We start from the raw sequence: 24,450 nt of genomic DNA on the forward strand, positions 1-24,450 counted from the left end.
GGTGCGACGGAATCGACATAGGCTCGGCGGCAACATGGGAGGTGCGATGAGCGAGCAGGTCGACGTGGTCGTGCTGGGGCTCGGTGTCGGTGGCGAGCAGGTCGCCGGATCGCTGGCCGAGGCGGGTCTGAACGTGGTCGGCATCGAGGGCCGGCTGGTCGGCGGCGAATGCCCGTACTACGGCTGCGTGCCCACCAAGATGATCATCCGGGCGGCCGATCTGCTCGCCGAGGGGCGCCGCGTCGACGGCATGGCCGGCCATGTGGACGTCACGCCCGACTGGGCGCCGGTCGCCGCGCGCATTCGCGACGAGGCCACCGACGACTGGAACGACCAGGTCGCCGTCGACCGCCTCGTCGGCAAGGGCGTGCGGTTCGTCCGCGGCTGGGGCCGCCTGGCCGGTCCGGGCCTGGTCGAGGCCGGCGGGACGGTGTACGAGGCGAGCCGCGCGGTGGTCGTCGGCACCGGGACGGCGCCGTTCGTGCCGCCGATCGCCGGCCTGGCGGGCACCCCGTACTGGACCAATCAGGACGCCGTCCGGGCCAAGGAGCTGCCCGAGTCGCTGCTGGTGCTCGGCGGCGGCGCCATCGGGCTGGAGCTGGCGCAGGCGCTGGGCCGGTTCGGTGTGCGGGTCACCGTCGTCGAGGCGGCCGACCGGCTGCTCGGCGTCGAGGAGCCCGAGTCGTCCGAGCTGGCCGCGCGGGTGCTGACGGCCGAGGGTGTCGAGGTGCGCGTCGGAGCCGGCGCCGAGGCCGTCCGGCACGACGGCGAGTCGTTCACCGTCACGCTCGGCGGCGGCGCCGAGCTGAGCGCCGAGAAGCTGCTGGTGGCCGTGGGCCGGCGCACCGACCTCGCGGCCGTCGGCGTCGACACCGTCGGCCTCGACCCGTCCGCCCGGTTCCTCGAGGTCGACGACCGGCTGCGGGCCGGCGAGCGGCTCTGGGGCGTCGGCGACGTCACGGGGCACGGCGCGTTCACCCACATGGCCACCTACCAGGCTGACATCGTCACCCGCGACGTGCTCGGCCAGGACGGCCCGCCGGCCGACTACCGCGCGCTGCCCCGGGTGACGTTCATGGACCCCGAGATCGGCGCCGTCGGCCTCACCGAGGCGCAGGCGCGCGACCAGGGGCTGGACGTCCGCACCGGCAGCACGCAGGTGCCGTCGACGTCGCGCGGCTGGATCCACAAGGCCGGCAACGACGGCTTCATCAAGCTGGTCGCCGACGCCGGGCAGGGCGTGCTGGTCGGCGCCACGTCGGCCGGCCCGACCGGCGGCGAGGTGCTCGGCGCGCTGTCGGTCGCGGTGCACGGCCGGGTGCCGGTCGAGCAGTTGCGGCACATGATCTACGCCTACCCGACCATCCACCGCGGCATCCAGGACGCGCTGCGCGACCTCGACCTGCGTTGACGGGTTACTGCAGCCAGGCCATCGGGTCGGTGAAGTTGCCGTTCACCAGCACCTCGAAGTGCAGGTGGCAGCCCGTCGACGACCCGGTGGTGCCGACTCGGCCGATGAGGTCGCCGGCCGCCACGGACTGACCCGGGCTGGAGCTGAACGCCGACAGGTGGTTGTACGTCGTGGTGACGTCCATGCCGTTGACGTTGCCGTGCGAGATCTCGATGCGGTTGCCGTAGGCGCCCGCGTAGCCGGCGGAGTCGACCGTGCCCGGGTAGGCCGCGTACACCGGGGTGCCGCAGGCCGCGCCGAAGTCGGTGCCGCTGTGCAGCTTGTAGACGCCGGTCAGCGGGTGCACCCGCATGCCGTACGGCGACGTGATGCCGCCGCTGGACGGGCGCTGGAAGACGCCGTCGCCGCTGGGCGGGGGCGTGTCGGTGGTGCCGTCGTCGCCGTCGTCGCGGTCGCCGCGGTCGGGCTGGTTCTCGGCCTCTTCGCGCTCGCGCGCGGCCTGCTCGGCGGCGGCGTGGATGTCGCGCATCTTCTGCAGCTGCTCGTTGGCAGCGGTGGAGGCCGCCGAGGCCTCGGCGAGGGCGGCGGTGGCCTGCTCGGACAGGTCCGTGGCGGCGGCCGCGGACACCTCGGCGGCGGCCGCGTGGCCGTCGGCCCGGCTGGCGGCGTCGGTCGCGTTGGCCCGCGCCTCCGCCGCCTCCGCGAGGACGCTGTCCTGGACCCGCATCAGCTCCGAGACGCCGGTGGACCGGGCCTGGAACTCCTCGGGGTCGGCGATGCCGAGCTGCATGAGCCCGCTGAGCTCGGAGTTGGTCATGTAGGCGTGCGCGGCCAGCCGTCCCAGCGTCTCGCGAGCGGTGTCGGCCGTCGCGGCGGCGTCGGTGCTCTCGCCGCGGGCCCGCTCGGCCCGGGCGGTCGCCTGGTCGGCGGCCGTCCGTGCGTCGGCGGCGGCCTGGCTGGCCTGCTCGGCACGCTGCTGAGCGGCCTGCTCGGTCTGCTGGGCCTCGGTGAACGCCGCCTGCGCGGACTCGAGATCGGCCTGCGCCTCCTCGACGGAGGGCACGGTGGACGCTGCACGGGGATCAGGCGCTGCCGTCGAGGACGTCATTCCCCAGGCGAGGCACCCGGCGGTGACAGCTGCGGCCATGATCGGCCCCAGAGATCGTCTCCTCACTCGGGGCCCTTCCTGTCTGCGGTCATCGGCGGCTACTGTAAGCGGGCTTTGCCCGATATACAACCAATGGCTGTAGTGGCAGGAGGCGACCGTGCTCGACGCCGGAGCCGAGCTGGAGGCCGCTCTGCGCCCTCTGACCTGGCCCGATGCCGAGCTGGTGGTCGGCGGCGGCAACTATCTGCGGACCGGCGGAACCTGGGTCTACACGGCCTCGCGCCGGCCGGTCCCGGGCGCCGAGGACGTCACGTTCGGCCGGCGCTACGCCGGCGCCCCGCGCGCCGGCCGCGACGACGGCGAGGTCGTCCTGCTCGACCGCGACTGGCTGGAAGGCCCTGACGCACGTCCTGAGCTGCGCTGGTGCATCCCGCTGGCCACCCTCGGCGGCACGTCCGCGACCGTGGAGGTGCCGGTGGACGAGATCCTGGCGCGGTCCGCGGTCGTGGTGGGCCTGTGGGCGCCCGAGCTCGACCCGGCGGCCCTCCTGACGGCGTCGGCGATCGCCCGCCTGCTCGGTGTGACGAGAAGCACGGTCAACGCCTACCACGCGCGGCAGCAGATGCCGCCGCCCGTCGCGACGCTGAACCAGCGGGTGCCGCTGTGGACCAGGCCCGTCATCGACCACTGGGCCGCCCGCCAGACCCGGCGCCGCCGCCCGATCGCCCCATGATCATGGGACGAGCGCGTCGACGGCGCCGGGAGCGTAGACGTGGCCGGTGACGAGGGCGGCCATGCCGACGGCGGCGGGATGGTGGGCGGTGCTGGGCACGATCTCCAGGTCGCTGGTCAGCCGGTCCAGTGCGTCGGCCCGCACGGCAGCCGCCACCTCGTCCACCACGACCGGCAGCCGGCCCAGGGTGCCGCCGAGCACGATGGTCTGCGGGTTCACCAGCGCGACCAGCCCGGCCAGCGTCCGGCCGAGCCGCCGCGCGGCCGCTGTCAGCTCCGGTGACGACGCCAGCCGCGCCGCCAGGTCGTCCGACGAGGACGGCGTCACGCCACGGCGGCGCAGCAGCGCGTATCCGGACGCGAACGCCGCGAGGCAGCCCGTCCGCCCGCACCGGCAGACCGGCGCGTCCGCATCGTCGGACACCCGGATGTGCCCGATGTCGCCGGCCGCGCCATCGAACCCGCGCAGCAGTGCGCCGTCCATGACCAGGCCGGCGCCGATCCCGTGCGCGTACTTCACGGCCAGCAGCGGCGTCGTGCCGGGCCGCTCGGCCGCCTCGCCGAGCGCGTGCGCGCGGGCGTCGTTCTCCAGCAGGACGGGGACCGGCCAGCGCGCCCCGACGAACGCGGCGATCGGGAAGCCGTCCCAGCCGGGCATGACGGTCGCCGGGCGCAGCAGCCCGGTCGCAGGCGACACCGGGCCGGGCAGCGCCACCCCGACCCCGACCAGCGTCTCGTCCGCGCCGGCCGCCAGCAGCGCGGCGCCCGCGTCGCAGACCGCCGCCAGCACCGCGTCCGGCGGTCCGGCGATGTCCAGTGGCAGTTCGCGTTCGCGCAGGCTGTGCCCGGTGAGGTCGGTGACGGCGACCCGTCCGGTGTGATGGTCGAGGTCGAGGACCAGCACGACCCGGCCGCGGTCGGCGAACCGGATCAGCGCCGCCGGGCGCCCGCCGGTCGGCCCGGCCGGGCCTGCCTCGTACACCAGTCCGGCCCGGAACAGCGCGTCCAGCCGCTCGAACAGCGTCATCCGCGACAGCCCGGTCTCGGCCAGCAGCTGCCGCCGGGTCCAGCCGTCGCCGGACCGGATCAGCTGCAGCAGCCATCCGGGCGAGGTCCCAGCCACGGTAGCCCCTTACGTCCAGTGATTTGACAAAACCAGGACGATATCGAAACCTGGTCGGGACGACTACCCGTCGGAGGGCGAAGGAGACGCGAGTGCGGGTCCCGGTCAGCGACGTGGGGCTCGGCGACCGCGCGGCCGACGTGCTGCGCGGCAACGACCTCGGCTCCATGACGGCGGCGGCGCCGCGGCTCTATCCGCACATGTGGAGCTGGGACTCCGGGCTGATCGCCGTCGGGCTGGCCCGGCTGTCGGTGCCGCGTGCCATCACCGAGCTGCGCACGCTGCTGCGCGCCCAGTGGGCGACCGGCATGATCCCGCACATCGTGTTCTCGGCGGGCGACGGCTACTTCCCCGGCCCGGAACGGTGGGGGACGGAGTCGGCGGCGGCCGCGCCCCGGGCCGTCCGCACGTCCGGCATCTGCCAGCCACCCGTGCACGCGCTCGCGGTGCGCCGCATCCTCGACGCCGGGCGGTCGGCCGGAGGCGAGGACCGCGCGGAGGCCGAGGCGTTCGTCCGCGACACCTTCGGCGCCTGGCTGGCCTGGCATCGCTGGCTGGCCACCGCGCGCGACCCGGACCGCCGCGGGCTGGTCGAGATCCACCACGGCTGGGAGAGCGGCATGGACAACTCGCCGCGCTGGGACCAGCCCTACGCCGCCGTCGTCCCCGGCGACGACCTGCCCGGGTTCGTCCGCACCGACGTCGACCACGTCGGCGACGTGCATGAACGCCCCACCGACGCCGAGTACGGCCGGTACCTGTGGATCGTCGAGCAGCTGCGCCGGGTCCGCTACGACGACGCCGCCGCCCGCGAGGTCGTCGGGTTCCGGGTGGCCGACGTGTTCATGTCCGCCATCCTCGCCGTCGCCAGCGACGAGCTGGCCGGCCTCGGCGACGAGTTCGGCTTCGACGACGACGCGGCCGAGCTGCGCGAGCTGGCCGCCCGGTTCCGCGCCGGAGTCCGGTCGACAGTGTCGCCGTCGACGGGGCTGGCCCGCGACCTCGACCGCCGGTCCGGCCGCTGGATCGAGACGGAGACGGTCGCCGGCTTCGCGCCGCTGTTCTGCGGCGTCGACGACGGGTCGCAGCGGGCGCTGTTCTGGGGCGAGCGCTGGTGCGGCCACCCCGCGCTGGCGCACCCGCTGCCGCCGTCGGTCTCGCCGTCCGACCCCGGCCTGCGGCCGCGCACCTACTGGCGCGGCCCGGTCTGGCCGATCGTGTCGTGGCTGTTCAGCTGGGCCTTCGAGCGTCAGGGCGACGACGACGGCGCCCGGCGGCTGCGGGCGGCGTCGCTGCGGCAGCTGGCCGGCGGCGACTTCGGCGAGTATTACGAGCCGTTCACCGGCGAGCCGCTGGGCAGCCTGCACCAGTCCTGGACCGCCGCCGTGGCGCTCGACTGGCTGGCCCGCTGAGTCCGCCCGCGTCAGTCCGGCGGCAGCGCCGCCGCCCGGATGATCTCCTGGTCGATCCGGTTGCCGGCGGCGTCGGCGGCGCTGAAGCGCAGCGACAGGAATCCGGTGTGGCCGCGCGGCGGACGGTTCGGCAGGTGTGCCTTGAACGTGTCGCCGGAGCGGCGCACCCGCAGCGGCCGCCAGCTGGCGCCGTCGTCGTAGGAGGCCTCGACGGTGACTCCGGTGACCCGCGGGTCCGCACCGGCCAGGTGGCCGACCTCGACGGAGATCTCGTTCGGCCCGCGCCGGTCCCGCGGCGCGGGCAGCCGGTTGGTGAGGTCGGCGCCGAGGTCGTGGCCGAGGGTGAGCAGCGGCACCACGGCCGGCTCGTCTCCGGCCGGCGTCGTGTCGGAGACGAACGTCCAGGACGTGCGGGTGCGGGTCGAGAGCACCGCCCACGGCGTCCGGTTCTCGAGTGAGTAGTCGATCCGGTACGTCTCCTCGCCGGGCGGCAACGCGATGGTGCCGGACGGCAGCAGGATGCCGCTCGCCTCGCCGAGCAGCTCGTCGCCGTGCCAGACCTGGAACAGCGAGCGGTAGCCGGCGCCGTCGTGGCCGCCCGCCCACGCCTCGCCGAAGTTGCCCGCGGCGTCGACGAAGCCGGCGGTGGGGATGATCAACTGGTCGCCGTGGCGGGTCATCGGCTGCTGGTCGTCGAAACCGGGGACGAGCGGCTGCCGCAGCCACGAGCGCTCACCGTCGGCCACGGGCTGGAGCGGGCCTAGAAGGGTGAGGTCGACGACGGTAGGGGCGGGCCAGTGCCCGCCGTACGGCACCGCCGGGGTCTGCACGGCGTGCTGCCAGAGCATGCCCGGGTCGTCGAGGTAGTAGTCGGTGCGGCTCACCGGCGCCTCCGGCACCGGCACCCAGACCGACGCGGAGAAGTCGTGCTCGGCGTCGAAGGGGTAGGCCACTTCCGTCAGCGACCCGCTCAGCTGGACGCCGTAGTCGTGCTGGACGGCGGTGAGGTCCGCGGCGCGGTCCACGTAGCTCAGCTCCGCCGGGATCCGGCCGCGTTCGAGGTGCACGAGGTCGTACACGTACGGGCTGGACGGGGTCCCGGTCGCGGTCGCGGTGACGGCGCCGTCGGCCAGCCGGTCCAGCAGCGCCTGGCCCTCCTCGTGCGACAGCCGCACGGTGGGCACCTCCAGCTGGGCGACCTCCGGGCCGACCTGGTCGTTCGACCCGGGCACGTCGTTGTAGACGGCGACCAGCGCGGCGCCGGCCGCGGCGGCCCGGTTCGCCTGCACGGCGACCGAGACCGCGTCGGAGCGGCGGATCAGCGCCAGCGCGCCGTCCAGGTCCGTGGCGGCGACGTCCGCGGCGGTGCCGTCACCGGCGTCGGCGACGGGCAGCGTCAGCTCGCCGTCGAGCATGGGGAACTGCGAGATCACGTCGCTGAGCCGGCTCGGCGGATAGTACGACGGCGCCAGTGCGACGCCATCGACGTCGAGCGTGATGTCCGGCGCGGTCAGGCGGAACCGGGACGAGGCGCTGAACGAGCCGATGGTCACGTCCTCGGTGGGCTGCAGGAACGCCCGCTCCTCCAACTGTGCGCCGGGCGGACTCAGTAGGAAGTCGACGGTCGCCGGGCCGTCGGCCGGGGTCCGCGCCCAGCCGAATCCGACCGAGCCGCCGAGGTTCGCCCGCGTCTCGTGGTCCGGCGTCGCCACCTCGACCTCGACCGCCTCCCGCGCGTCCATGACCAGCGTGGTGTCGCCGGTGATCGTCACCTCCGGGTCGCCGACCAGCGCGGAGTACAGCGGTGTCGCCGTGTAGGGGTCGCCGTCGCTGTCGGCCCAGGCCGGCTTGGTCACGACCCACGTCATGACGGAGTAGGTTCCGGCCGGTACCCGCACGCACCAGGACAGCTCCGGCCCGTCCGAGCACGGCCCGTGCGGCGGCGCCTCGCCGGTCCGGACGTCGATGACAGGGTTGGCGTAGCCGGTGGTCAGGGCCAGCGCCGGCCGGCCGTCCGCGGCGATCGCCGTGACCATGACCTCGAAGTGCTCCGCCTCGACGGTGTAGCCGAGCGGCAGCCGCAGCGGGTCCGGCTCGCCGGCAGGCGTCGCGAGCAGGTAGCCGGCGTAGTCGCCCGGCCGGCCGCCGGCGACGTCGAGCACCACCTCGGCGCTGCCTGCGGCGCCGGGCGCGAGCGTCAGCGTGGACGGCGTCACCGTCAGGTCGCCGGCGGCGGCGCCGGGCACGTCCGCGGCGAGGTCGACGGTGACCGGCGCGGTGGTCGTGTTGCGGTACTCGACGGTGCGCCGCAGCGGCGGCGCCGGTTCGTCGCCGGGGAACGGCACCAGGCCGAAGCTCAGGTCGCCGCCGGACGCCAGCACCGGGCTGGCCAGCACCCGGCCGACGTCGATCCGGCCACTGCCCTGCGCGGTGACGGCGACGCCGTCGGCGGGCACGGCGGTCGAGGTCAGCGCGGCCCGCAGCTCCGGCCCGGTGAGGTCCGGCCGGGCCTGGGCCAGCAGCGCGGCGGCGCCCGCGACGTGCGGCGCGGCCATGGACGTGCCGGAGTAGGCGACGTACGGGTCGCCGCCACCGGCCCGTGCGGCGGCGATCTCCACGCCCGGCGCGGTGACCTCGGGCTTGAGCCGGTGGCCGCCGTGCGTCGGGCCGCGGCTGGAGAAGTCGGCCAGCTGGTCGTCGCGGCCGACGGCGCCGACGGTGAGCGCCGACGGGGCGTCGCCCGGGCTGCCGATGCACGCGTCGCACCCGTCGTTGCCGGCGGCGATGACGAACAGCGTGCCGTGCTCGGCGGAGAGCCGTTCGACCGCGCCGGTCAGCAGTGGCGCGTCCAGGCTGCCCGGGCCGAGCGTCAGGCTCATGTTGACGATCCGCGCGCCCTCGGCGGCGGCCCACTCCATGCCGGCGATCGCCCAGGAGACGAAGCCGCCGCCCCCGTAGTCCAGCACCTTGCCGCTGAGCAGCCGGGCGCCCGGCGCGACGCCGCGGCGGTCCCCGTCCGACGCCGCACCCGTCCCGGCGACGATCGAGGCGACGTGCGTGCCGTGCCCGGCGCCGTCGGTGGCGTCGGGGTCCTCGGTGAAGTTGACCGCGGCGTCGACCCGCCCGGCGAGGTCGGGGTGGGTGTCGTCGATGCCGGAGTCCAGCACGGCGACCGTGACGCCGTCGCCGTCGACGCCCGCGTCCCAGGCGGCCGGCGCGGAGATCTGGCCGGTGCTGCGGTCCAGCCGGGCCTCCGTGCGGGCGTCCAGCCAGACCTTCTCCACGGCGCCCAGCGGGTCGCCCCCGGCCAGCGGCCGTGCCCCGGCCAGGGCCAGCACGGCCGCGCCGAACTCCGTCGGGTCTGCGTCGACCGCGACGGCGTTGACGCTGTTCAGCTGCAGGGTGGCGGTCGTACCGGGCACCGGCGTGGCGTCCAAGGGCCGCACGGCGTCGTCGGCGTAGTCGAGGATCAGCGGCAGCGTCGCGCCGGCATCCTGCGCGGCCAGCGCCGTCACGTCGAACAGCGCGGGGTCGAGGCGGTCCGGCACCAGCGCGGCGACGTCCGACGGCACCACCCGCGTGACGCCGTCGCGGGAACTGGCGTGGAACTGCGGGACGACGCCGCCGGGCCGCGGCGCGGGATCGACGGCGATGCCCTCGCGGCCGTCGGCGCCGCGCTGGACGTGCACGCGGTCGCCGGTGACGAGGGTGACGGTCGTGGTCTCCGGCTCCGCGCCGAACGCCGTCACCGCGTCACCCGTGCCGGCCGCCTCGCCGGCCTGCCCCGGCGCCGCGCCGAGGGTGGCGAGCAACGACCCGGCGACGAGAATCGCGAGGAGACGCCTGGATCTGTCCGACCGACCGCTCATCACCGCGGGCTCCTTCGCTGGGGTGCCCATCAGTGTTCGAGCCGGTGTGATGACGGCGCCAGGGCCCGGCGCTGGCGAATGCCCGCCATGGCGCCATCTCGCCAACGCGGAGAAACGCGGAATTCCCATGATCGAATGAGTGCGCCGGCTTATACGTGATTGTTTTCTAGATCACCACGATCCTCTCGTCCGAGTACTCCATCGGGTGTTCGGACCATATTGCTCCAAGATCCGACATACGTCGCGATGCGTACCTAGTCTGCGAGGGAACCGCAGGTGAACGGGGTGTTCACCGGTGGCAGGCCACACGCGAGGGAGCCTGATGAACGAGCCGTCGATGCATGTGCGGACCGAACCTGTCCGGGATCGGTTCGTGGCCGTCCGTCCGGCCACGGTCACGCTTCCGGCGCCGCCACGACGTACGCCCGAGGCGTCGCTGCGATTCCCGTCCGCCGTGGAGTCCACCGCCGCTCCGGCCGTCCCGGGCGCCCGCCGGCTGCCCGCCGGCGACCGCGCCGCGCTGCTCGTCGGCACGGCCGTCCACGACCACACCGGCTACCCGCTGCTGCCCGCCGCGGCGGCCGGGCTGCGCCAGTTGCGGCAGGTCCTGGAGCGCGCCGACGTCGGCATGGTCGACACCTGCCAGGTGGTCGCCGACGGCAGCCGCGGCGAGATCATGCGGGCGGTCGAGACGTTCCTCGACGATCGGGCGCTGGCCGACACCGTGCTGGTGTACCTCACCGGCTACGCGCAGGTGTCCGGCGCCGACGGACGGCTCTACCTCGCCGCCGCCGACACCGACCCCGCCGACCTCGAGCGCACCGCCGTCCCGGCCGACTTCCTCCGCGACCAGCTGCAGGAGTGCCGGGCGGCCAGCAAGGTCGTGCTGCTCGACGCCTGCCTGCCCGGCCCGGAGACCGACCGGTTCGCCGTCCAGCGCCGCCAGGTCATGCTCGAGCCGGCCGGCGTCTACGTCATCTCGGCGTCGCCGGCCCCGCTGCCCGCGTCCGTCATGGCCGAGCCGGTGCCGCAACTGGGCACGTCGCGGTTCACCGGCGAGATCGTCGAAGGGCTGCGCACCGGCCGGGTCAAGGACGGCCTGGGCCCGTGGGTCACCGCCGAGGACCTCGCCCGCTACCTCACCACCAAGCTCGCCGCGCAGGGCGTGCCGGCCGAGCAGTTGCCGGCCACGTCCACGCTCGCCGTCACCGGCAACCACGTCATCGCTCGGTCGGCGGTGCGGGCGCTCAGCCTGCTCGACGGCAACGGCGGGCGCGACGTCCGCGGCACGTCCACCGGCGCCGGCGGCACCGTCGCCGTCCCGCCTGCCGGGACGGACGGCGCGGCAGGCGGCGCGGGGGCGGCCGGCGGCGACCACGGCGACCAGGTCGCCGACCCGGGCTGGCGCGAGGTCATCGACTACTACCGGTCCTGCCTGGCCGAGGCGCCGTCGCCCGCGGCGCTGCCGGTGCGCGGCGCCGAGTCCGCCGACTGGTTCCCGATGACCGACGGCGCCGAGGCCCTGCTCAGCGGCACCGAGCCGACGACGCTCGCCCCGGCCGGCGTCGACACGTTCGACTGGAAGGAACGCGACGTCTGGTACGGGTACCCGCTGGTCACGCTGGCCGGCGCCGGCCGCCGGAACTCGGGCGACCCGCTCGCGCCGTCCACCGTCGCACCGCTGCTGGTCCGCCGCGCCGAGGTCACCGTCGACGCCCGCGGCGCCGCCGCACTGCGCCCCGTCGGACCGGTGCTGCCGCACGCCGGCATCCTGCAGGCGTGCTTGGACGACCAGGAGGCGGCCAGCGTGCTGGCGGCCTGGCGGCAGAGCTGGAAGCCGGGCGACCGCGACCAGCTGCTGGTGGCGATCCGGCAGCTGCTGAAGCGGCTGGACCTGGACGAGCTGAGCCGGCTCGACCCCGCCGCGCTGGACGCCGTCGACCAGAAGTCCGCCAACCGCACCGGCGTGCACAACACCGCCTGCGTGCTGTACGTCGAGTCCGAGCGGGCCGCCCAGCAGGCCGTCGCCGCCGAGCTGGCCGAGCTGGGGGAGCGGCTGGCCGACGTGCCCGGCACCGCGCTGGAGTTCCTGGGCAAGCCGGTCGGGCTGCGCACCACCACCCGCGCCGTCGTCGCGCCGGTGCTGCCGGCCGAGCTGAACGAGAGCCAGCAGGCGGTGCTGACGGCGGCCATGTCGCGGCCGCTCACCGTCGTCGCCGCGCCGCCCGGCACCGGCAAGGACGAGCTCATCGTCGACGTCGTCGCCACGGCGGTCGCCGCGGGGCAGAAGGTGCTGGTCGCCTCCGCCGACGACGCCGCGCTGCAGCGGCTGGCCGACCGGTGCGGCACGCTCGTCACCGGCCTGCTGATCAAGACCGGCGACGCACAGGGCCGGGCCGAGGAGAAGCAGGTCGTCCGCGAGCTGCTGCGCTCCACCAAGGACGCGTCGCGCAGCCGCAGCCGCGGTTCCGTCGCCGCCGAGCTGGCCGCCGCCCAGGTGCAGGTCAAGGCCTGGCGCGACCGCCTGGCCGAGCGGAACGACCTCGAGGCGCTGCTGCGTAAGACCACCGCCGCCCGGTCCGCCGCGGCCGAGCGGCTGGGCGTGCCGTCCGACCTGCTGGCCGCCGCGTGGCGCGGCGACGACGCCGGGCTGGCCGACTGGGTCGACCGCGCGCGCACGCTCACCGAGACGCACCTCATGGGCGGACTGCGCCGCCGCAACCTGGTGCTCGCGTTCGTCCGCGCCATCGCCGACGCCGGTGCCGACTCCGGCGCCGTGCGCGAGCTGCTGCTGGACCCCGCCGCGTTCGACGCGCTGCTGCTGTTCGCGCGGGCCGAGGACCGGCTGCGCGAGGACCGGCGCGAGGCGCTCGCCGTCAGCGACGACGCGCTCGACCTCGAGGGCCGCGAGCTGTCCGCGCGGGTCGCCGAGCTCTCCGCGGAGCTGCTCACCGTCGTCGTCGCGGAGCAGGCCGGCACCGCCCGGGAGCGGCTGGAGGCGCGCCGCATCGCGCTGGAGCCGGGCGGCCGGAACCGCCGGACCAGCCACCGCGAGCTGCTCAGTCACCTCGGCGGCTGGGCGGTCACGCCGCGCGACGCCGGGCAGCTGGCGCTGGAGCCGGGCATGTTCGACCTGGTCGTCATCGACGACGCGCACCACTGCCCGGTGTCCGCCGCACTGCCGCTGCTGTTCCGCGCCCGCCGCGCCCTCGTCGTCGGCGACCCGCGGCAGCGGCTGCGCGCGCCCGGCCTCAGCGACCACCGGCTGCGCCGCGCCCGCCGCGCCGCCGGCCTGAGCGCCGGTTTCCTGGCCGAGCGGCGGCTGTCCTTCCGCGGCGACTCCGTCTACGACGCCGCGCTGCCCAACGTCGAGGAGCCGATGCTGCTCGACGAGCACGACGGCGCCCACCCGGGCATCGCCCGCATCGTCGACGAGCACTTCTACGGGGGCCGGCTGACCGTCGTCACCGATGTCGGCGCGCTGCCCAGGGCACACGACGCCGAGACCGGCGACGCGACGCTGCTGCTCTGGGAGGACGTCACCGGCACGCCCGAACGCGGCGCCAACGGCGGCTCCTGGCGCAACCAGGCCGAGATCGACCGCGTCGTGTGGGCGGTCAAGGAACTGCGCGAGCAGCTGCCCGCCGACGCCACGATCGCCGTCGCCACCCCGTTCCGGGCCCAGGCCGAGGAGCTGCGGTCGCTGTTCCGGTTCGAGCCGGTGCCGGTGGCCTGCGTGGCCGACGGCGACGCCGTCGACTGCGACGCGGTCGTGCTGTCGCTGGTCGCCGGCGACGGGATGCCGGAGCAGACGCTGCGTTGGGCGCAGGGGCAGACGGCGCTGTGGAGCGGCTCGCTGGCCCGGGCGCGGGCGCACGTCGTCACCGTCGGGCAGCACGGGTTCTGGTCGCGGCAGGCCGGGCTGCCGGCGCTGCTGGCCCGGATGTCGTCCGTCCGGTCCTTCCACGTCCGGCCCAACCCGCCGGCGCCACTGGAGTCGGCCGTCTTCACCGACCCGCTGGTCGAGGCGCTGTGCGCGCGGCTCGAGGCGGCCGGCGCCGGGGTCGGCGCGGTCGAGCCGAACGCCGTCGTCGACGGCTACCGCGTCGACGTGCTGGTGCGCACGCCGTCCGGCAGCACCGCCGTCCTGCTGGACCGCGGCTGGCCGGGCGAGGACGCCGCCCGCCACCTGCGGCTGCTGCTGCGCCGGCGCCGGCTGCTGACCGGGCTGGTGCCGGACTCGGGGCTGCCGCCGGTGACGCGGGTCCTGCGGGTGGCGACGTGGCAGGTGCGCGCCGGAGAGCCGATCGACGGACTTCTCGACTGACCGTTTGCGGGAGGTTTGTCTACAAGTCATCCGGAGTGGGAAGGCTCGACGGCACGTGCGCCGTGACGTCGAAAGGACCCCACCATGCGCCTGCTCCGCACCGCCGCCCCCGCGGTTCTGGCAGTCTTGGGACTGATGGCCGGGACCACTCAGCCCGCTTTGTCGGCCGATCCGTCGCCCCGCGACCGGCCGCTCACCGTCATGAGCTTCAACATCCACCACGGCGTCGGCGTCGACGGCCTGCTGAACCTGCAGCGGGCCGCCGACGTCATCAAGACCGAAGGCGTCGACGTCGTCGGCCTGCAGGAGGTCGACCGGCACTGGGGCGAGCGCAGCGACTTCGCCGACCAGGCCGCCTGGCTCGCCGATGAGCTGGACATGCACGTCGTCTACGGCGCCAACCTCGATCTCGACCCGGCGCAGCCGGGGGAGCCGCGGCGGCAGTACGGCACCGCGATCCTGAGCGAGCGGCCGATCCGCGCATGGGACAACACCTTTCTGCCCAAGTACGAGGGGCACGAGCAGCGCGGCCTGCTGCGCGCCCGCATCAACGTGCGCGGCGTCTGGGTGAGCGTCTACAACACCCACCTGCAGCACAACGACGCCAACGAGCGGCTCGAACAGGTCGCGGCGATCGAGGCGCTGATGGGGCAGCCGGACGAGTCGGTGGTCCTGCTCGGCGACCTCAACGCCGTCCCGTCGTCGCCGGAGATCCGCGAACTCGTCGACGACCTCGTCGACACCTGGGAGGCCGCCGGAGTCGGCGACGGCAACACCTACCCGGCCGAGGACCCGAACGCCCGCATCGACTACGTCCTCACGTCCGGCGACGTCATCGTCCGCACCGCTGCCGTCGTCTCCACCGACGCGTCGGACCACCTGCCGGCCAAGGCGGAGGTCCTGCTGCCCGGTTCCCGTGTTGGCCTGGGGAATTGATGAGTAGGGCAAGTTTCTGAGACGGATTCGGGCAAACGCGTGAGGGTGCGGAACTGCGTATCGTGACGGTATGACTCGAAGGTCAGAACATGATCGAGCGAAGGAGGTCCCGATGATGACGGTCACGGTGCCCAACGAGCTCCTGACCATCGAGGACTGGGATGCACTCGAGGAGACCGACGCCAACCGGTACTGGGAGCTCGTCGACGGAACGATCGTCATGAACTCGTTCCCGTCGGGCGGACATCAGCTGGTTGCGCAGGAACTGGTCACCCAGTTGGGTGCGCAGCTACCCGACGGCCTGGTCGCGCTTCAGCACATGGGCGTGATCATCGAGGCGCAGTTCCCGCCGACGGAGCGTGGCCCGGACATCGTCGTGTTCCCGCGGGCGCAGGCGCGACTGAGCGTGTCGCGGCTCGACCCGGCCGACGTGCGGCTGGTCGTCGAGATCGTCTCGCCCGGATCGCGGCGCACCGACCGCATCGCGAAGGTCGCCGACTATCAGTACGCCGGCATTCCGGCGTACTGGATCATCGACCCGGCGGCCGACGACGAAGCCAGGTTCGTGGCGTACGAGCTGGTCGGCGGCGCGTACAAGGAGGTCGCCGGTGGTTCCGGGGTGATCTCGCTCGAGCGGCCGTTCCCGGTGTCCATCGACGTCGACGAGCTGCTGACGTTCGACTGAGGCATGCGCGCCTGGCGAGTCACCACGCCCGGCCCGATGGCGAGCCGGCCGCTGACGCGCGTCGATGAGCCGGTGCCCGAGCCCGGCCCCGGCGAGCTGCTGGTCCGGGTGCTGGCCTGCGGCGTCTGCCGCACCGACCTGCACGTCGCCGAGGGCGACCTGCCGGTGCACCGCCCGCGGGTCGTGCCCGGCCACGAGGTGGTCGGCGAAGTGGAGAGCGACGGCGGCGCCGGAGGTTTCGCCGTCGGCGACCGCGTCGGCATCGCCTGGCTGCGCGGCACCGATGGGACCTGCGCGTACTGTCGTCGCGGCGCCGAGAACCTGTGCCCGGCCTCGGTCTACACCGGCTGGGACGCCGACGGCGGATACGCCGAGTACGCGACCGTCCCGGCCGCCTACGCGCTGGCGCTGCCGTCCGGTTACGACGACATCGAGCTGGCGCCGCTGCTGTGCGCCGGCATCATCGGCTACCGCGCGCTGCTCCGCGCCGAGCTGCCACCCGGCGGCCGGCTGGGGATCTACGGATTCGGCGCCAGCGCCCACCTCGCGGCCCAGGTCGCGCTGGCCCAGGGGGCCACCGTCCACGTCCTGACCCGCAGCCCGGCGGCGCAACGGCTGGCGCTCCAGCTGGGCGCGGCCTCGGCCGGCGGCGCTGCCGACCCGCCGCCGGAGCCGCTCGACGCCGCGATCCTGTTCGCGCCGGTCGGCGACCTCGTCCCGCCGGCGCTGGCCGCGCTGGACCGTGGCGGCACGCTCGCCGTCGCCGGTATCCATCTCACCGACGTGCCGCCGCTGAACTATCAGCGGCACCTGTTCCAGGAACGGCAACTGCGCAGCGTCACCGCCAACACCCGCGACGACGCCCGGGCGTTCCTCCGTTTCGCCGGGGAGCACCGGCTGCTCGTCACCACGACGCCGTATCCGCTCGGCCGCGCCGATGCCGCGCTGAGCGACCTCGCCGCCGACGCCGTCAGCGGCGCCGCAGTACTCGTCCCCGCCCTCGGTTGAGCACCCGCCGCCGCACCACGTCACGGAACCAGGGCAGGTCCGGCAGCCGCGCCAGCAGCGGCCCGAGCACCACCGTCAGCAGCACGTACGTCGTCACCAGCGGCGCCAGCGTCGGCTCGATGCCGGCGCCGACCGCCAGCCCGGCGATCACGACGGAGAACTCGCCCCGCGGCACCAGCGCCAACCCAGCCCGCCACCGTCCCGGCTCGGCGATGCCGGCGCGCCGGGCCGCCAGCCAGCCGGTGAGCACCTTCGTCGCGGTCGTGACGACGGTCAGCGCCAGCGCCGGCAGCAGTACCGGCCCGATGTCGGCGGGGTCGGTGGTCAGCCCGAAGAAGATGAAGAACACCGCCGCGAACACGTCCCGCAACGGTGTCAGCAGCTCCGACGCGTGCTCGGCGACCGGGCCGGAGATCGCGATGCCGACTAGGAACGCCCCGACGGCGGCCGACACGTTCACCTGCTCCGCGACACCCGCCACCACCATCGTCAGCCCGAGCACGCCCAGCAGCAGCGCCTCCCGCTGCCGCGGCGAGAACAGCGTCGAGATCGCGTTGCCGTGCCGCAGGGCCAGGTAGAGGATCACCACGGCCGCGGTGACGGCGATCGCCAGCGTCCGCGCGCCCTCGGCCAGCCCGGCGCCGACCACCAGCGTCGACAGCACCGGCAGGTAGAACGCCATCGCGAGGTCCTCGATGACCAGGACCGACAGCACCACCGGGGTCTCGCGGTTGTTCAGCCGGCCGAGGTCGCGCAGCACTTTCGCGATGACACCCGACGACGACACCCAGGTCACCCCGGCCAGCGCGACGGCGGCGACCGGGCCCCAGCCCATCAGCAGCGCGAACGCCGCACCCGGCAGCGCGTTGAGCAGCGCGTCGTACAGTCCGGACAGCGCCGAGCGGCGGATGCTCGCGACCAGCTCGCCGGCCGAGTACTCCAGCCCCAGCATGAGCAGCAGCAGGATGACGCCGACCTCGGAGCCGACCTCGAAGAACTCCTCGCTGGCCGACAGCGGCAGCAGCCCGCCCTGCCCGAACGCCAGCCCGGCCAGCAGGTAGAACGGGATCGGCGACACCCCGGCGCGGCCGGCCAGCCGGCCCAGCAGCCCCATCCCCAGCAGGAGCGCACCGATCTCGATCAGGAGGGTGGTGGTCTCCGGCATCGGGGCAGCGGATCAGTTCGCGCCGTCGGCGATGAGCCGGGTCAGCGCGTCGAGGCCCTCGCGGGTGCCGACCGCGACCAGGAGGTCGCCGGCCCGCAGCGGCGCTTCCGGCCCCGGCGACGGCTGCACGGCGCCGTCGCGGAGCAGCGCGACGATGGACGCGCCGGTGCGGGTGCGCGCCCGGGTGTCGCCGAGCGCGCGGCCCGCGAACGGCGACCCGGCGGTGACGGCGATCTGCTCGGTGTACAGCCCGGCGGCGTGGTCGCGCAGCGCGGCCAGCTGGCCGAGCACGACGGACGCGCCGAGCAGCCCGGCCAGCGTCTCGGCTTCGTCGTCGGTGAGCGTGATGGGGTCGCGGCAGGAGTCGGGGTCGTCGATGTCGAAGACGGCCAGCGTGCGCTCGCCGGAACGTTGCGCCAGGACGCTGACCCGTCGGCCGGACTGCGTCAACACGTCGTGTCGCACTCCGATGCCCGGCAGGTCGACCTGTTCGATGCGCACCGCCACGCCTCGACACTACCTCCGGGCGCGCCGGCGGCTCAGCGGGCGTCCAGCGCCTTGAGCATGCGCTGCAGCGCGACCTGCCGGTACGAGCCGTCCAGCAGCTCGCCGACCTCCGTCCAGTCGACGTCGGCGGCGGTGAAGTCGAGAGCCAGCCAGCCGCTGGGGCCGAAGTAGGGGGGCACGTAGACGCGCGGGTCCTGCAGCAGCGCCGGCCGGTCGGCCGGGTCGGGCTTGAAGGTCACCGCGAACGGGTGGTCGTCGCTGCCCGTGAAGACGGCGAAGATCTTCTTCGCCGCGCGGAAGGTCGGCCGGCCCCACGCCTCGACCTCGACCGCCTCGGGGAAGCGGAGGCAGGCGGCGCGCAACTCGGCGAGGTATGGCTCGTCGTCGGTGTACATCCGCGGGTGCGCCACCCGGTCAGCGTACGGCGTCCGATTCCTTCAAGACGCCCTCGCGAGCCGGGCCGTAGCGTCGTCGGCATGACACAGCCACGTTTCAACGCCATCGGCTTCGCGGTCGCCGACATGGCCCGCTCGCTGGAGTTCTACCGGGCGCTCGGCCTCGACGTCCCCGACGGCGCGGAAGTCGCGCCGCACGCCGAGATCCCGCTCGCGCCGGGCGTGAAGCTGCTGCTCGATACGCACGCGTCGATCGCCGGGTTCGATCCCGGCTTCACCCCGGAGACCGGCGGCCACGCCAGCCTCGCCTTCGACTGCGGCGACCCGGCCGGCGTCGACGCGGCGTACGAGCGGATGATCGCCGCCGGCGCCGCGAGCCACCTCGCGCCGTGGGACGCGTTCTGGGGTCAGCGCTACGCCGTGGTGCAGGACCCGGATGGCAACGGCGTCGACTTCTATGCCGCGCTGCCGGGCGCTACGCCACCAGGGTCGTGAGCGTGACGCCGGCCAGTGAGCGCGCCTCGCGAGACAGGTGCGCCTGGTCGGCGTACCCGGCCGCGTAGGCGGCGTCCGCGGCCGGCGTGCCGGACCGGCCCAGCTCGAGTGCGCGGTTCAACCGCAGGATGCGCGCGAGCGTCTTCGGCCCGTACCCGAACGCGTCGAGGCTGCGCCGGTGCAGCTGACGGGCGCTCAGGCCGACCTCGCGGGCGACGGCGCCGACGGTGGCGCCCTGCCCCAGCCGCCACGCCACCCGTTCGACGACGGGATCGGCCGGCGGCGCCCCGTCCAGCCGGTGCGCGGCGACGGCCTCCAGCAGCGCGCCGGGGTCGGCGGTCGTGGTCGCCGCTCCGGCGAACCCGACCAACCCGTCCGACGCTGCTCTCTCCGCTGTTTCGACCGCTTCGGCCAGTCGGTCGGCCAGCCGGCGCACCTCGGCGCCGGGCCATAGCGCGTCGAGAGGCACCCGCTGGTCGCGCAGTTCGTGAGCCGGCAGTCCGAGCACCCGCGGCCCGACCCCGGAGCCGAGCCGCAGCCCGACGAACGGCGTGCCCGCCCGCCACGACGCGAGGTGCGCGACGGTGTCGGGCCCGGCCACCATCAGCCGGCCGCCGGACCACAGCAGGTCGAGGCAGCCGTCGGGCAGCACCCGGTGCGCCTGGTCCGCCGTGACCGTCGACGACCAGACCACCGCGTGCGCGATGGTGGACGGACGCTCGCGGTACATACCCTCACTGTGCCACTCGGCGCCGACAGCCCTGCGCCTCGCCGTTCGGCCGGCGCCTCGCCATCGGGCGGGCACTCGCCGTCAGGCGAAGGCGGCGCGGTACTCGCGCGGCGTCATCGCCTTGAGCTCGCGGAAGCGCCGGTTGAAGTTCGAGAGGTTGCCGAACCCGCAGGACGCGGCGATGTCGGCGACGGCGCGGTCGCTCTCGGACAGCAGCCGGCACGCGGCGCCGACGCGCAGCTCGGTCAGGTAGGCGGTGAACGTGCGGCCGGTCGCGCGGCGGAAGAACCGGCTGAACGCGGCCGGCGACAGGTGCGCGACGGCGGCGACGTCGTCGAGGGCGATCGGCTCGCCGTACCGCTCATGCAGATACCCGAAGACGACGTCCATCCGGTGCCGGCTGTCGGGCCGGTCCGGAGAGCGGTAGCCGGCGCTGGCCAGCGGACGTCCGGGCGCGCCGTCGGCCAGCCGGACCAGAACGTCCAGCAGGCCGAGCGTGCCGCCGGCACCGGGCTGCTCCGTCAGCGCGACGATCCGCCGCACGAGGTCGTCCGGCGCCGGTAGTTCCAGGCCCCGCCCGGCCGCGTCCAGCAGCCCGCCCACCGCCGCGAACTCCGGCACGTCGAACAGCCCGGGGCCGAGGAAGTCGGCCCGGAAGTGGATGACGACCGCCTCGTTGTCGCCCGGCGCCGCCGACACGAACGCGTGCGGCACGCCCGCCCCGAGCAGCGTCAGCTGGCCCGGGTCGTACGGCTCGATCCCGTCGCCCGCGTACCGGGTGCCGGTGCCCGCCGTGATCAGCGTCAGCTCGATCTCCGGGTGGAAATGCCAGCTGAACGCGAACTCGGCGCTGCGATACAGGTAGCGCTTCCAGGACAGGCCGCCCGTGGTGCCGATGTGTTCGAGGGCCGGGCGCATGCCTCGACGATACGGTGCGCGCGCCATTTGCCCGCTGTGCGGCCCGAAACGGCCGCGAGAGTATCGGAAACCGTCATCGTCGGCGTGGTGCTGCGAGGCGGAGGCCCAGGAGCATTGACCTAGGCGCCACACCCGAGACCCTTTCCTTCCTGGAGGACCCGATGACCACGTCGACCGCTCTCGACACGCCCTACGACCTCGCGGCGGACCAGATCGCCGCGTTCGATCGCGACGGCTTCGTCCGCCTGTCCGGCGTGCTCGACCCGGACGTCGTCCGGCACTACGAGCCGGAGATCACCGAGAAGGTGATCGAGCTGAACACCATGCATCTGCCGATGGAGGAGCGCTCGACGTACAACAAGGCGTTCCTGCAGGTCGGGAACCTGTGGCAGCACAGCGAGCTGGTGAAGGAGCTGGTGTTCTCGCAGCGGCTGGCCAAGATCGCCGCCGACCTCCTCGGCGTCGAGGGCGTGCGGCTCTACCACGACCAGGCGCTGTACAAGGAGCCCGCCGGCGGCATCACCCCCTGGCACGCCGACCAGTACTACTGGCCGTTCTCGAGCGACCGGAGCTGCACGATCTGGCTGCCGCTGCAGGAGACGCCGCTGGAGATGGGGCCGCTGTCGTTCGCCGCAGGCAGCCACCGGTTCGAGTTCGGCCGCGACCTGCCCATCAGCGACGAGTCCGAGACGGCGCTGCAGGCGGCGCTCGCCGAGCAGAACCTGCCCGTCGTCACCGAGCCGTTCGCCCTCGGCGACGCCAGCTACCACCTCGGCTGGACCTTCCACCACGCCGGCCCCAACGTCGGCGTCGACCCTCGCCGCGTCATGACCGTCATCTACATCGACGCGGACATGGTGGTGGCCGAGCCGGTCAACGACCACCAGGTCGGCGACCTCGCGGCCTCCCTCCCGGGGATCAAGCCGGGCGAGCTGGCGGCCAGCCCGAACAACCCGGTGCTCTACCGGCGCTGAGGACTCGCCGGTCGGTAGCGGTTCAGGTGGGCGTGCTCGCCCGGTCTTGCCGAGGTGGCGGGCCGGCGGGCGCGCCCACACGCACGTCCGGCCCGCTGATCGTCGTGGTCGTGGTCGTGGTCGCGGTCGTTGCCCTGGGCCGTCACGCCGTCGCGGCAGTGCGGCTGTAGGTGGTCACGGCGATGCGCCACCCGGTCGCCCGGCTGGAGCGCGGACGCACGGACACCATCGGGCGAGTGCAGCTGTGCGCCACGCGACCGTCGGTGTGCGGCTCCCGTTGGGCGGTCGGGTAACCCGTGCGGATAGCGTGACCAGCCGCGGATCGGCGCGACGAAGGGCCGGACCGACCTCGGTGGTGACGTCCGTCAACACGGCACCGCGCCGCTGTGCTGGCGATCGGGATCGCGGCGGCGCGGACTCAGGACATCAGCGTGTTCAACACTCCGTAGGCGAGCCCTCCCTCCAACGCGGTGTACGTGCCGTCCTCGAACAGTTCGCGCGCCGCCCGCTGGGCCACGGCATAGGCAGCCGCGGCGACGGACGAGCCGAGGCTGATGCGGGCGGCTCCGGCGGCGGCCAACTCGCGCACCGGCGGAGCCGTCGGGCCGGCGAGGATGTTGACCGGCCCGTCGATCTCGGCGGCCAGGCGAGTGACGGTGGGCACGTCGACAACACCGGGGACGAAGACGCCGGAGGCGCCGGCCGCGAGGTAGGCCCGCGCTCGGGCCACGGTGTCGGCGAGGCGGGTGTCGGGGTCGCCGACGCCACGGAGGTAGGTGTCGATCCGGGCGTTGAGGTAGAACGGCACGCCCGCGGCGGCGGCGGCGGAGCGGGCCGCGGCCAGGCGCTCGGCCTGCTCGACGGGGTCGCGCAGCGCGCTGGGATCGTGGGGGTGGACGTCCTCGAGGTTGGCCCCGACGGCGCCCGCCGCGAGCACGCCCTCGATGGTGACGGCGACCTCGGCGGGCGTGGCGCCGAACCCGCTCTCGACGTCGGCGGTGACGGGGACGCCGACCGCCGCCACGACGCGGCGGGTGAGGGCCAGCACGCTGTCGCGGTCGATGCGGTCGCCGTCGGCCGTGCCGAGCGCCCACGCCACCCCGGCGCTGGTAGTGGCCACCGCCGCGGCGCCGGCGGCCTCGACCAGCCGGGCGCTCAGCGGATCCCAGGCGTTCGGCAGCAGCAGCGGAGACCCGGGCCGATGCAGCGCGCCGAACCGCTCGGCGGTGTCGCGAAGAGTCGTCATGAATGAAGTCAATCAGCCGGGTCCGACAAGGTCCGGCGGCTTTCCGCCGACGCTGCCGCCGCCCCGCCCGGGCGCAGCCAGGGCCAGCCGCGGCACCGGGGACGACGGCTCCTGGGCACCCGATCTTGGGCACCGCCGTCGTGGCGGTGCGGCCGACCGATAGCGTGGCGGGGTGACCGAGCAGCCATTCGTCATCGTCGGCGGCGGACTCGCCGGAGCCAAGGGCGCCGAGGCGCTCCGCGACCAGGGGTACGACGGCCCGCTGGTGCTCATCGGCGACGAGCCCGACCGCCCGTACGAGCGTCCGCCGCTGTCCAAGGGCTACCTCCTCGGCAACGACGAACGCGACAGTGCGTTCGTCCACGACGCCGGCTGGTACGCCGACCACGACGTCGATCTGCGGCTGGGCACGACGGTGGTCGAGATCGACCCCCGCACGCGCACCGTCGTCCAGGACGACGGCGGCACCGTCCGCTACGCGAAGCTGCTACTGGCCACCGGCTCCAGCCCGCGCCGTCTGAGCATCCCCGGCGCCGACGCCGCGGGCGTGCACTACCTGCGCCGGCTGCCCGACTCCGACGCGATCAAGACGACCCTCGCGTCGGTGCGCCGGCTGCTGGTCGTGGGCGGCGGCTGGATCGGCCTCGAGGTCACCTCGGCCGCACGCGCCGCGGGCGTCGAGGTCACCATCGTCGAGGCGCAGGAACTGCCGCTGCTCGGCCCGCTCGGCCCGGAGCTGGCCCGCGTCTTCGCCGACCTCCACGTCGAGCACGGCGTCACGCTGCGCACGGGCGTCGGCATCGAGCGGTTCACCGTCGACGGCGAGCGCGTGAGCGGCGCGGTTCTCGCCGACGGCAGCCGCATCGAGGCCGACGCGGTCGTCGTCGGGGTGGGTGCGGCGCCGAACCTGCAGCTGGCCGCGGCGGCCGGGCTGCGCGTGCACTCGGGCGTCGTCACCGACGCGAGGCTGCAGAGCAGCGATCCCGACATCGTCGTGGCCGGCGACATCGCCGAGGCCGATCACCCGCTGCTGGGGCCGGGCATCCGGGTCGAGCACTGGGCCAACGCGCTCAACCAGCCGGCGGTGGCGGCGTCGACGATGCTCGGCGGCGACGCCGTCTACGACGAGCTGCCGTACTTCTACACCGACCAGTACGACCTCGGCATGGAGTTCCACGGCCTGGTCACGCCGGACAACTACGACGAGGTCGGGTACCGCGGCGACGTCGCGGCGCGCGAGTTCATCGCGTTCTGGCTGCGCGAGGGCCGGGTCGTCGCCGGCATGAACGTCAACGTCTGGGACGTCGACGGGCCGATCAAGGCGCTGATCCGCTCCGGTGCGCAGGTCGACGTCGCGCGGCTCACCGACACCGCGGTGCCGCTCGAGGAGATCGCGGGAGGCTGAGCGC

At 74.4% G+C, this 24,450-nt stretch carries 19 protein-coding genes; 10 read left to right on the forward strand and 9 right to left on the reverse strand.

The window, feature by feature from the left end; genetic code table 11:
* Positions 1-46: 46 nt before the first annotated feature.
* A complete protein-coding gene (locus ACW62_RS28575; RefSeq protein WP_053207526.1) occupies positions 47-1,411 on the forward strand; it encodes a dihydrolipoyl dehydrogenase family protein in 1,365 nt (454 codons plus the stop codon).
* A 4-nt stretch (positions 1,412-1,415) separates the two neighbouring features.
* Here ACW62_RS28575 and ACW62_RS28580 read toward each other — a convergent pair whose 3' ends face one another.
* Complete coding sequence (locus tag ACW62_RS28580; RefSeq protein WP_053207527.1) at positions 1,416-2,474, reverse strand: M23 family metallopeptidase; 1,059 nt, start codon at positions 2,472-2,474, stop codon at positions 1,416-1,418.
* A gap of 202 nt (positions 2,475-2,676) precedes the next feature.
* Between ACW62_RS28580 and ACW62_RS28585 the strand changes: the two genes are divergently transcribed.
* Entirely contained in the window at positions 2,677-3,252 is a 576-nt protein-coding gene (locus ACW62_RS28585) for a helix-turn-helix transcriptional regulator (RefSeq protein WP_053207528.1), read from the forward strand.
* On the opposite strand, the gene ACW62_RS28590 is transcribed toward ACW62_RS28585, so the two are convergent.
* Complete coding sequence (locus tag ACW62_RS28590) at positions 3,253-4,374, reverse strand: ROK family transcriptional regulator (RefSeq protein ID WP_053207529.1); 1,122 nt, start codon at positions 4,372-4,374, stop codon at positions 3,253-3,255.
* Between the two features lie 92 nt (positions 4,375-4,466).
* Between ACW62_RS28590 and ggh the strand changes: the two genes are divergently transcribed.
* On the forward strand, positions 4,467-5,786 hold the full coding sequence (gene ggh / locus ACW62_RS28595) for a glucosylglycerate hydrolase (protein WP_053207530.1): 1,320 nt from the start codon (positions 4,467-4,469) through the stop codon (positions 5,784-5,786).
* Positions 5,787-5,797: 11 nt separating this feature from the next.
* On the opposite strand, the gene ACW62_RS28600 is transcribed toward ggh, so the two are convergent.
* Positions 5,798-9,655, reverse strand: coding sequence for a S8 family peptidase (locus tag ACW62_RS28600; RefSeq protein ID WP_157575047.1), 3,858 nt, complete (start codon positions 9,653-9,655; stop codon positions 5,798-5,800).
* A gap of 373 nt (positions 9,656-10,028) precedes the next feature.
* Between ACW62_RS28600 and ACW62_RS28605 the strand changes: the two genes are divergently transcribed.
* The 4 genes from ACW62_RS28605 to ACW62_RS28620 all read left to right on the forward strand — a co-directional run bounded on the left by ACW62_RS28605 (position 10,029) and on the right by ACW62_RS28620 (position 16,611).
* Positions 10,029-13,982 carry an AAA domain-containing protein gene (locus ACW62_RS28605; RefSeq protein WP_157575048.1) on the forward strand — a complete coding sequence of 1,318 codons (3,954 nt, stop codon included), beginning with the start codon at positions 10,029-10,031 and terminating at the stop codon, positions 13,980-13,982.
* A 135-nt stretch (positions 13,983-14,117) separates the two neighbouring features.
* A complete protein-coding gene (locus ACW62_RS28610; RefSeq protein ID WP_205629668.1) occupies positions 14,118-14,918 on the forward strand; it encodes an endonuclease/exonuclease/phosphatase family protein in 801 nt (266 codons plus the stop codon).
* A 112-nt stretch (positions 14,919-15,030) separates the two neighbouring features.
* Positions 15,031-15,603: a Uma2 family endonuclease gene (locus tag ACW62_RS28615; protein WP_053207534.1), complete on the forward strand. Its 573-nt coding sequence runs from the start codon at positions 15,031-15,033 to the stop codon at positions 15,601-15,603.
* 3 nt (positions 15,604-15,606) lie between these two features.
* Positions 15,607-16,611 (forward strand): zinc-binding alcohol dehydrogenase family protein, encoded by a 1,005-nt coding sequence (locus ACW62_RS28620; RefSeq protein ID WP_053207535.1) that lies wholly within the window; start codon positions 15,607-15,609, stop codon positions 16,609-16,611.
* On the opposite strand, the gene ACW62_RS28625 is transcribed toward ACW62_RS28620, so the two are convergent.
* Genes ACW62_RS28625 through ACW62_RS28635 form a run of 3 tightly spaced genes read right to left on the reverse strand, consistent with a single transcriptional unit; the run spans position 16,574 to position 18,693 of the window.
* Positions 16,574-17,776 carry a cation:proton antiporter gene (locus tag ACW62_RS28625; RefSeq protein ID WP_053207536.1) on the reverse strand — a complete coding sequence of 401 codons (1,203 nt, stop codon included), beginning with the start codon at positions 17,774-17,776 and terminating at the stop codon, positions 16,574-16,576. The two genes, ACW62_RS28620 and ACW62_RS28625, sit on opposite strands and share 38 nt — an antisense overlap.
* Before the next feature lie 12 nt (positions 17,777-17,788).
* Positions 17,789-18,283, reverse strand: coding sequence for a cation:proton antiporter regulatory subunit (locus ACW62_RS28630; protein WP_053207537.1), 495 nt, complete (start codon positions 18,281-18,283; stop codon positions 17,789-17,791).
* A 32-nt stretch (positions 18,284-18,315) separates the two neighbouring features.
* Positions 18,316-18,693, reverse strand: coding sequence for an MmcQ/YjbR family DNA-binding protein (locus tag ACW62_RS28635; protein ID WP_205629669.1), 378 nt, complete (start codon positions 18,691-18,693; stop codon positions 18,316-18,318).
* A 66-nt stretch (positions 18,694-18,759) separates the two neighbouring features.
* Between ACW62_RS28635 and ACW62_RS28640 the strand changes: the two genes are divergently transcribed.
* Complete coding sequence (locus ACW62_RS28640) at positions 18,760-19,173, forward strand: VOC family protein (RefSeq protein WP_083460273.1); 414 nt, start codon at positions 18,760-18,762, stop codon at positions 19,171-19,173.
* Here the strand turns inward: ACW62_RS28640 and ACW62_RS28645 are convergent.
* Both ACW62_RS28645 and ACW62_RS28650 read right to left on the reverse strand, forming a co-directional pair.
* On the reverse strand, positions 19,154-19,903 hold the full coding sequence (locus ACW62_RS28645) for a helix-turn-helix domain-containing protein (RefSeq protein ID WP_053207539.1): 750 nt from the start codon (positions 19,901-19,903) through the stop codon (positions 19,154-19,156). The genes ACW62_RS28640 and ACW62_RS28645 overlap by 20 nt on opposite strands.
* Positions 19,904-19,984: 81 nt before the next feature.
* Positions 19,985-20,821 carry an AraC family transcriptional regulator gene (locus tag ACW62_RS28650; RefSeq protein WP_053207540.1) on the reverse strand — a complete coding sequence of 279 codons (837 nt, stop codon included), beginning with the start codon at positions 20,819-20,821 and terminating at the stop codon, positions 19,985-19,987.
* A 161-nt stretch (positions 20,822-20,982) separates the two neighbouring features.
* On the opposite strand from ACW62_RS28650, the gene ACW62_RS28655 reads away from it, so the two are divergent.
* Positions 20,983-21,795: a phytanoyl-CoA dioxygenase family protein gene (locus tag ACW62_RS28655; protein ID WP_053207541.1), complete on the forward strand. Its 813-nt coding sequence runs from the start codon at positions 20,983-20,985 to the stop codon at positions 21,793-21,795.
* Positions 21,796-22,213: 418 nt separating this feature from the next.
* Here the strand turns inward: ACW62_RS28655 and ACW62_RS28660 are convergent, their stop codons facing one another.
* Positions 22,214-23,041, reverse strand: coding sequence for an isocitrate lyase/PEP mutase family protein (locus tag ACW62_RS28660; RefSeq protein ID WP_053207542.1), 828 nt, complete (start codon positions 23,039-23,041; stop codon positions 22,214-22,216).
* Positions 23,042-23,213: 172 nt separating this feature from the next.
* Here ACW62_RS28660 and ACW62_RS28665 point away from each other — a divergent pair, with 172 nt between their 5' ends.
* A complete protein-coding gene (locus ACW62_RS28665; protein WP_053207543.1) occupies positions 23,214-24,446 on the forward strand; it encodes an NAD(P)/FAD-dependent oxidoreductase in 1,233 nt (410 codons plus the stop codon).
* The last annotated feature ends 4 nt before the right edge of the window (positions 24,447-24,450 follow it).

The organism is Jiangella muralis, from assembly GCF_001270745.1.
In the GTDB taxonomy this organism is placed as follows: domain Bacteria; phylum Actinomycetota; class Actinomycetes; order Jiangellales; family Jiangellaceae; genus Jiangella; species Jiangella muralis.

Bases quoted from the DNA above. Each gene is read 5' to 3' on its own strand.
- ACW62_RS28645 (WP_053207539.1), bottom strand. From the start codon at position 19,903: ATGTACCGCGAGCGTCCGTCCACCATCGCGCACGCGGTGGTCTGGTCG.
- ACW62_RS28660 (WP_053207542.1), bottom strand. From the start codon at position 23,041: ATGACGACTCTTCGCGACACCGCCGAGCGGTTCGGCGCGCTGCATCGG.
- ACW62_RS28620 (WP_053207535.1), top strand. From the start codon at position 15,607: ATGCGCGCCTGGCGAGTCACCACGCCCGGCCCGATGGCGAGCCGGCCG.
- ACW62_RS28625 (WP_053207536.1), bottom strand. From the start codon at position 17,776: ATGCCGGAGACCACCACCCTCCTGATCGAGATCGGTGCGCTCCTGCTG.
- ACW62_RS28640 (WP_083460273.1), top strand. From the start codon at position 18,760: ATGACACAGCCACGTTTCAACGCCATCGGCTTCGCGGTCGCCGACATG.
- ACW62_RS28650 (WP_053207540.1), bottom strand. From the start codon at position 20,821: ATGCGCCCGGCCCTCGAACACATCGGCACCACGGGCGGCCTGTCCTGG.
- ACW62_RS28600 (WP_157575047.1), bottom strand. From the start codon at position 9,655: ATGAGCGGTCGGTCGGACAGATCCAGGCGTCTCCTCGCGATTCTCGTC.
- ACW62_RS28615 (WP_053207534.1), top strand. From the start codon at position 15,031: ATGATGACGGTCACGGTGCCCAACGAGCTCCTGACCATCGAGGACTGG.
- ACW62_RS28610 (WP_205629668.1), top strand. From the start codon at position 14,118: ATGGCCGGGACCACTCAGCCCGCTTTGTCGGCCGATCCGTCGCCCCGC.
- ACW62_RS28655 (WP_053207541.1), top strand. From the start codon at position 20,983: ATGACCACGTCGACCGCTCTCGACACGCCCTACGACCTCGCGGCGGAC.
- ACW62_RS28575 (WP_053207526.1), top strand. From the start codon at position 47: ATGAGCGAGCAGGTCGACGTGGTCGTGCTGGGGCTCGGTGTCGGTGGC.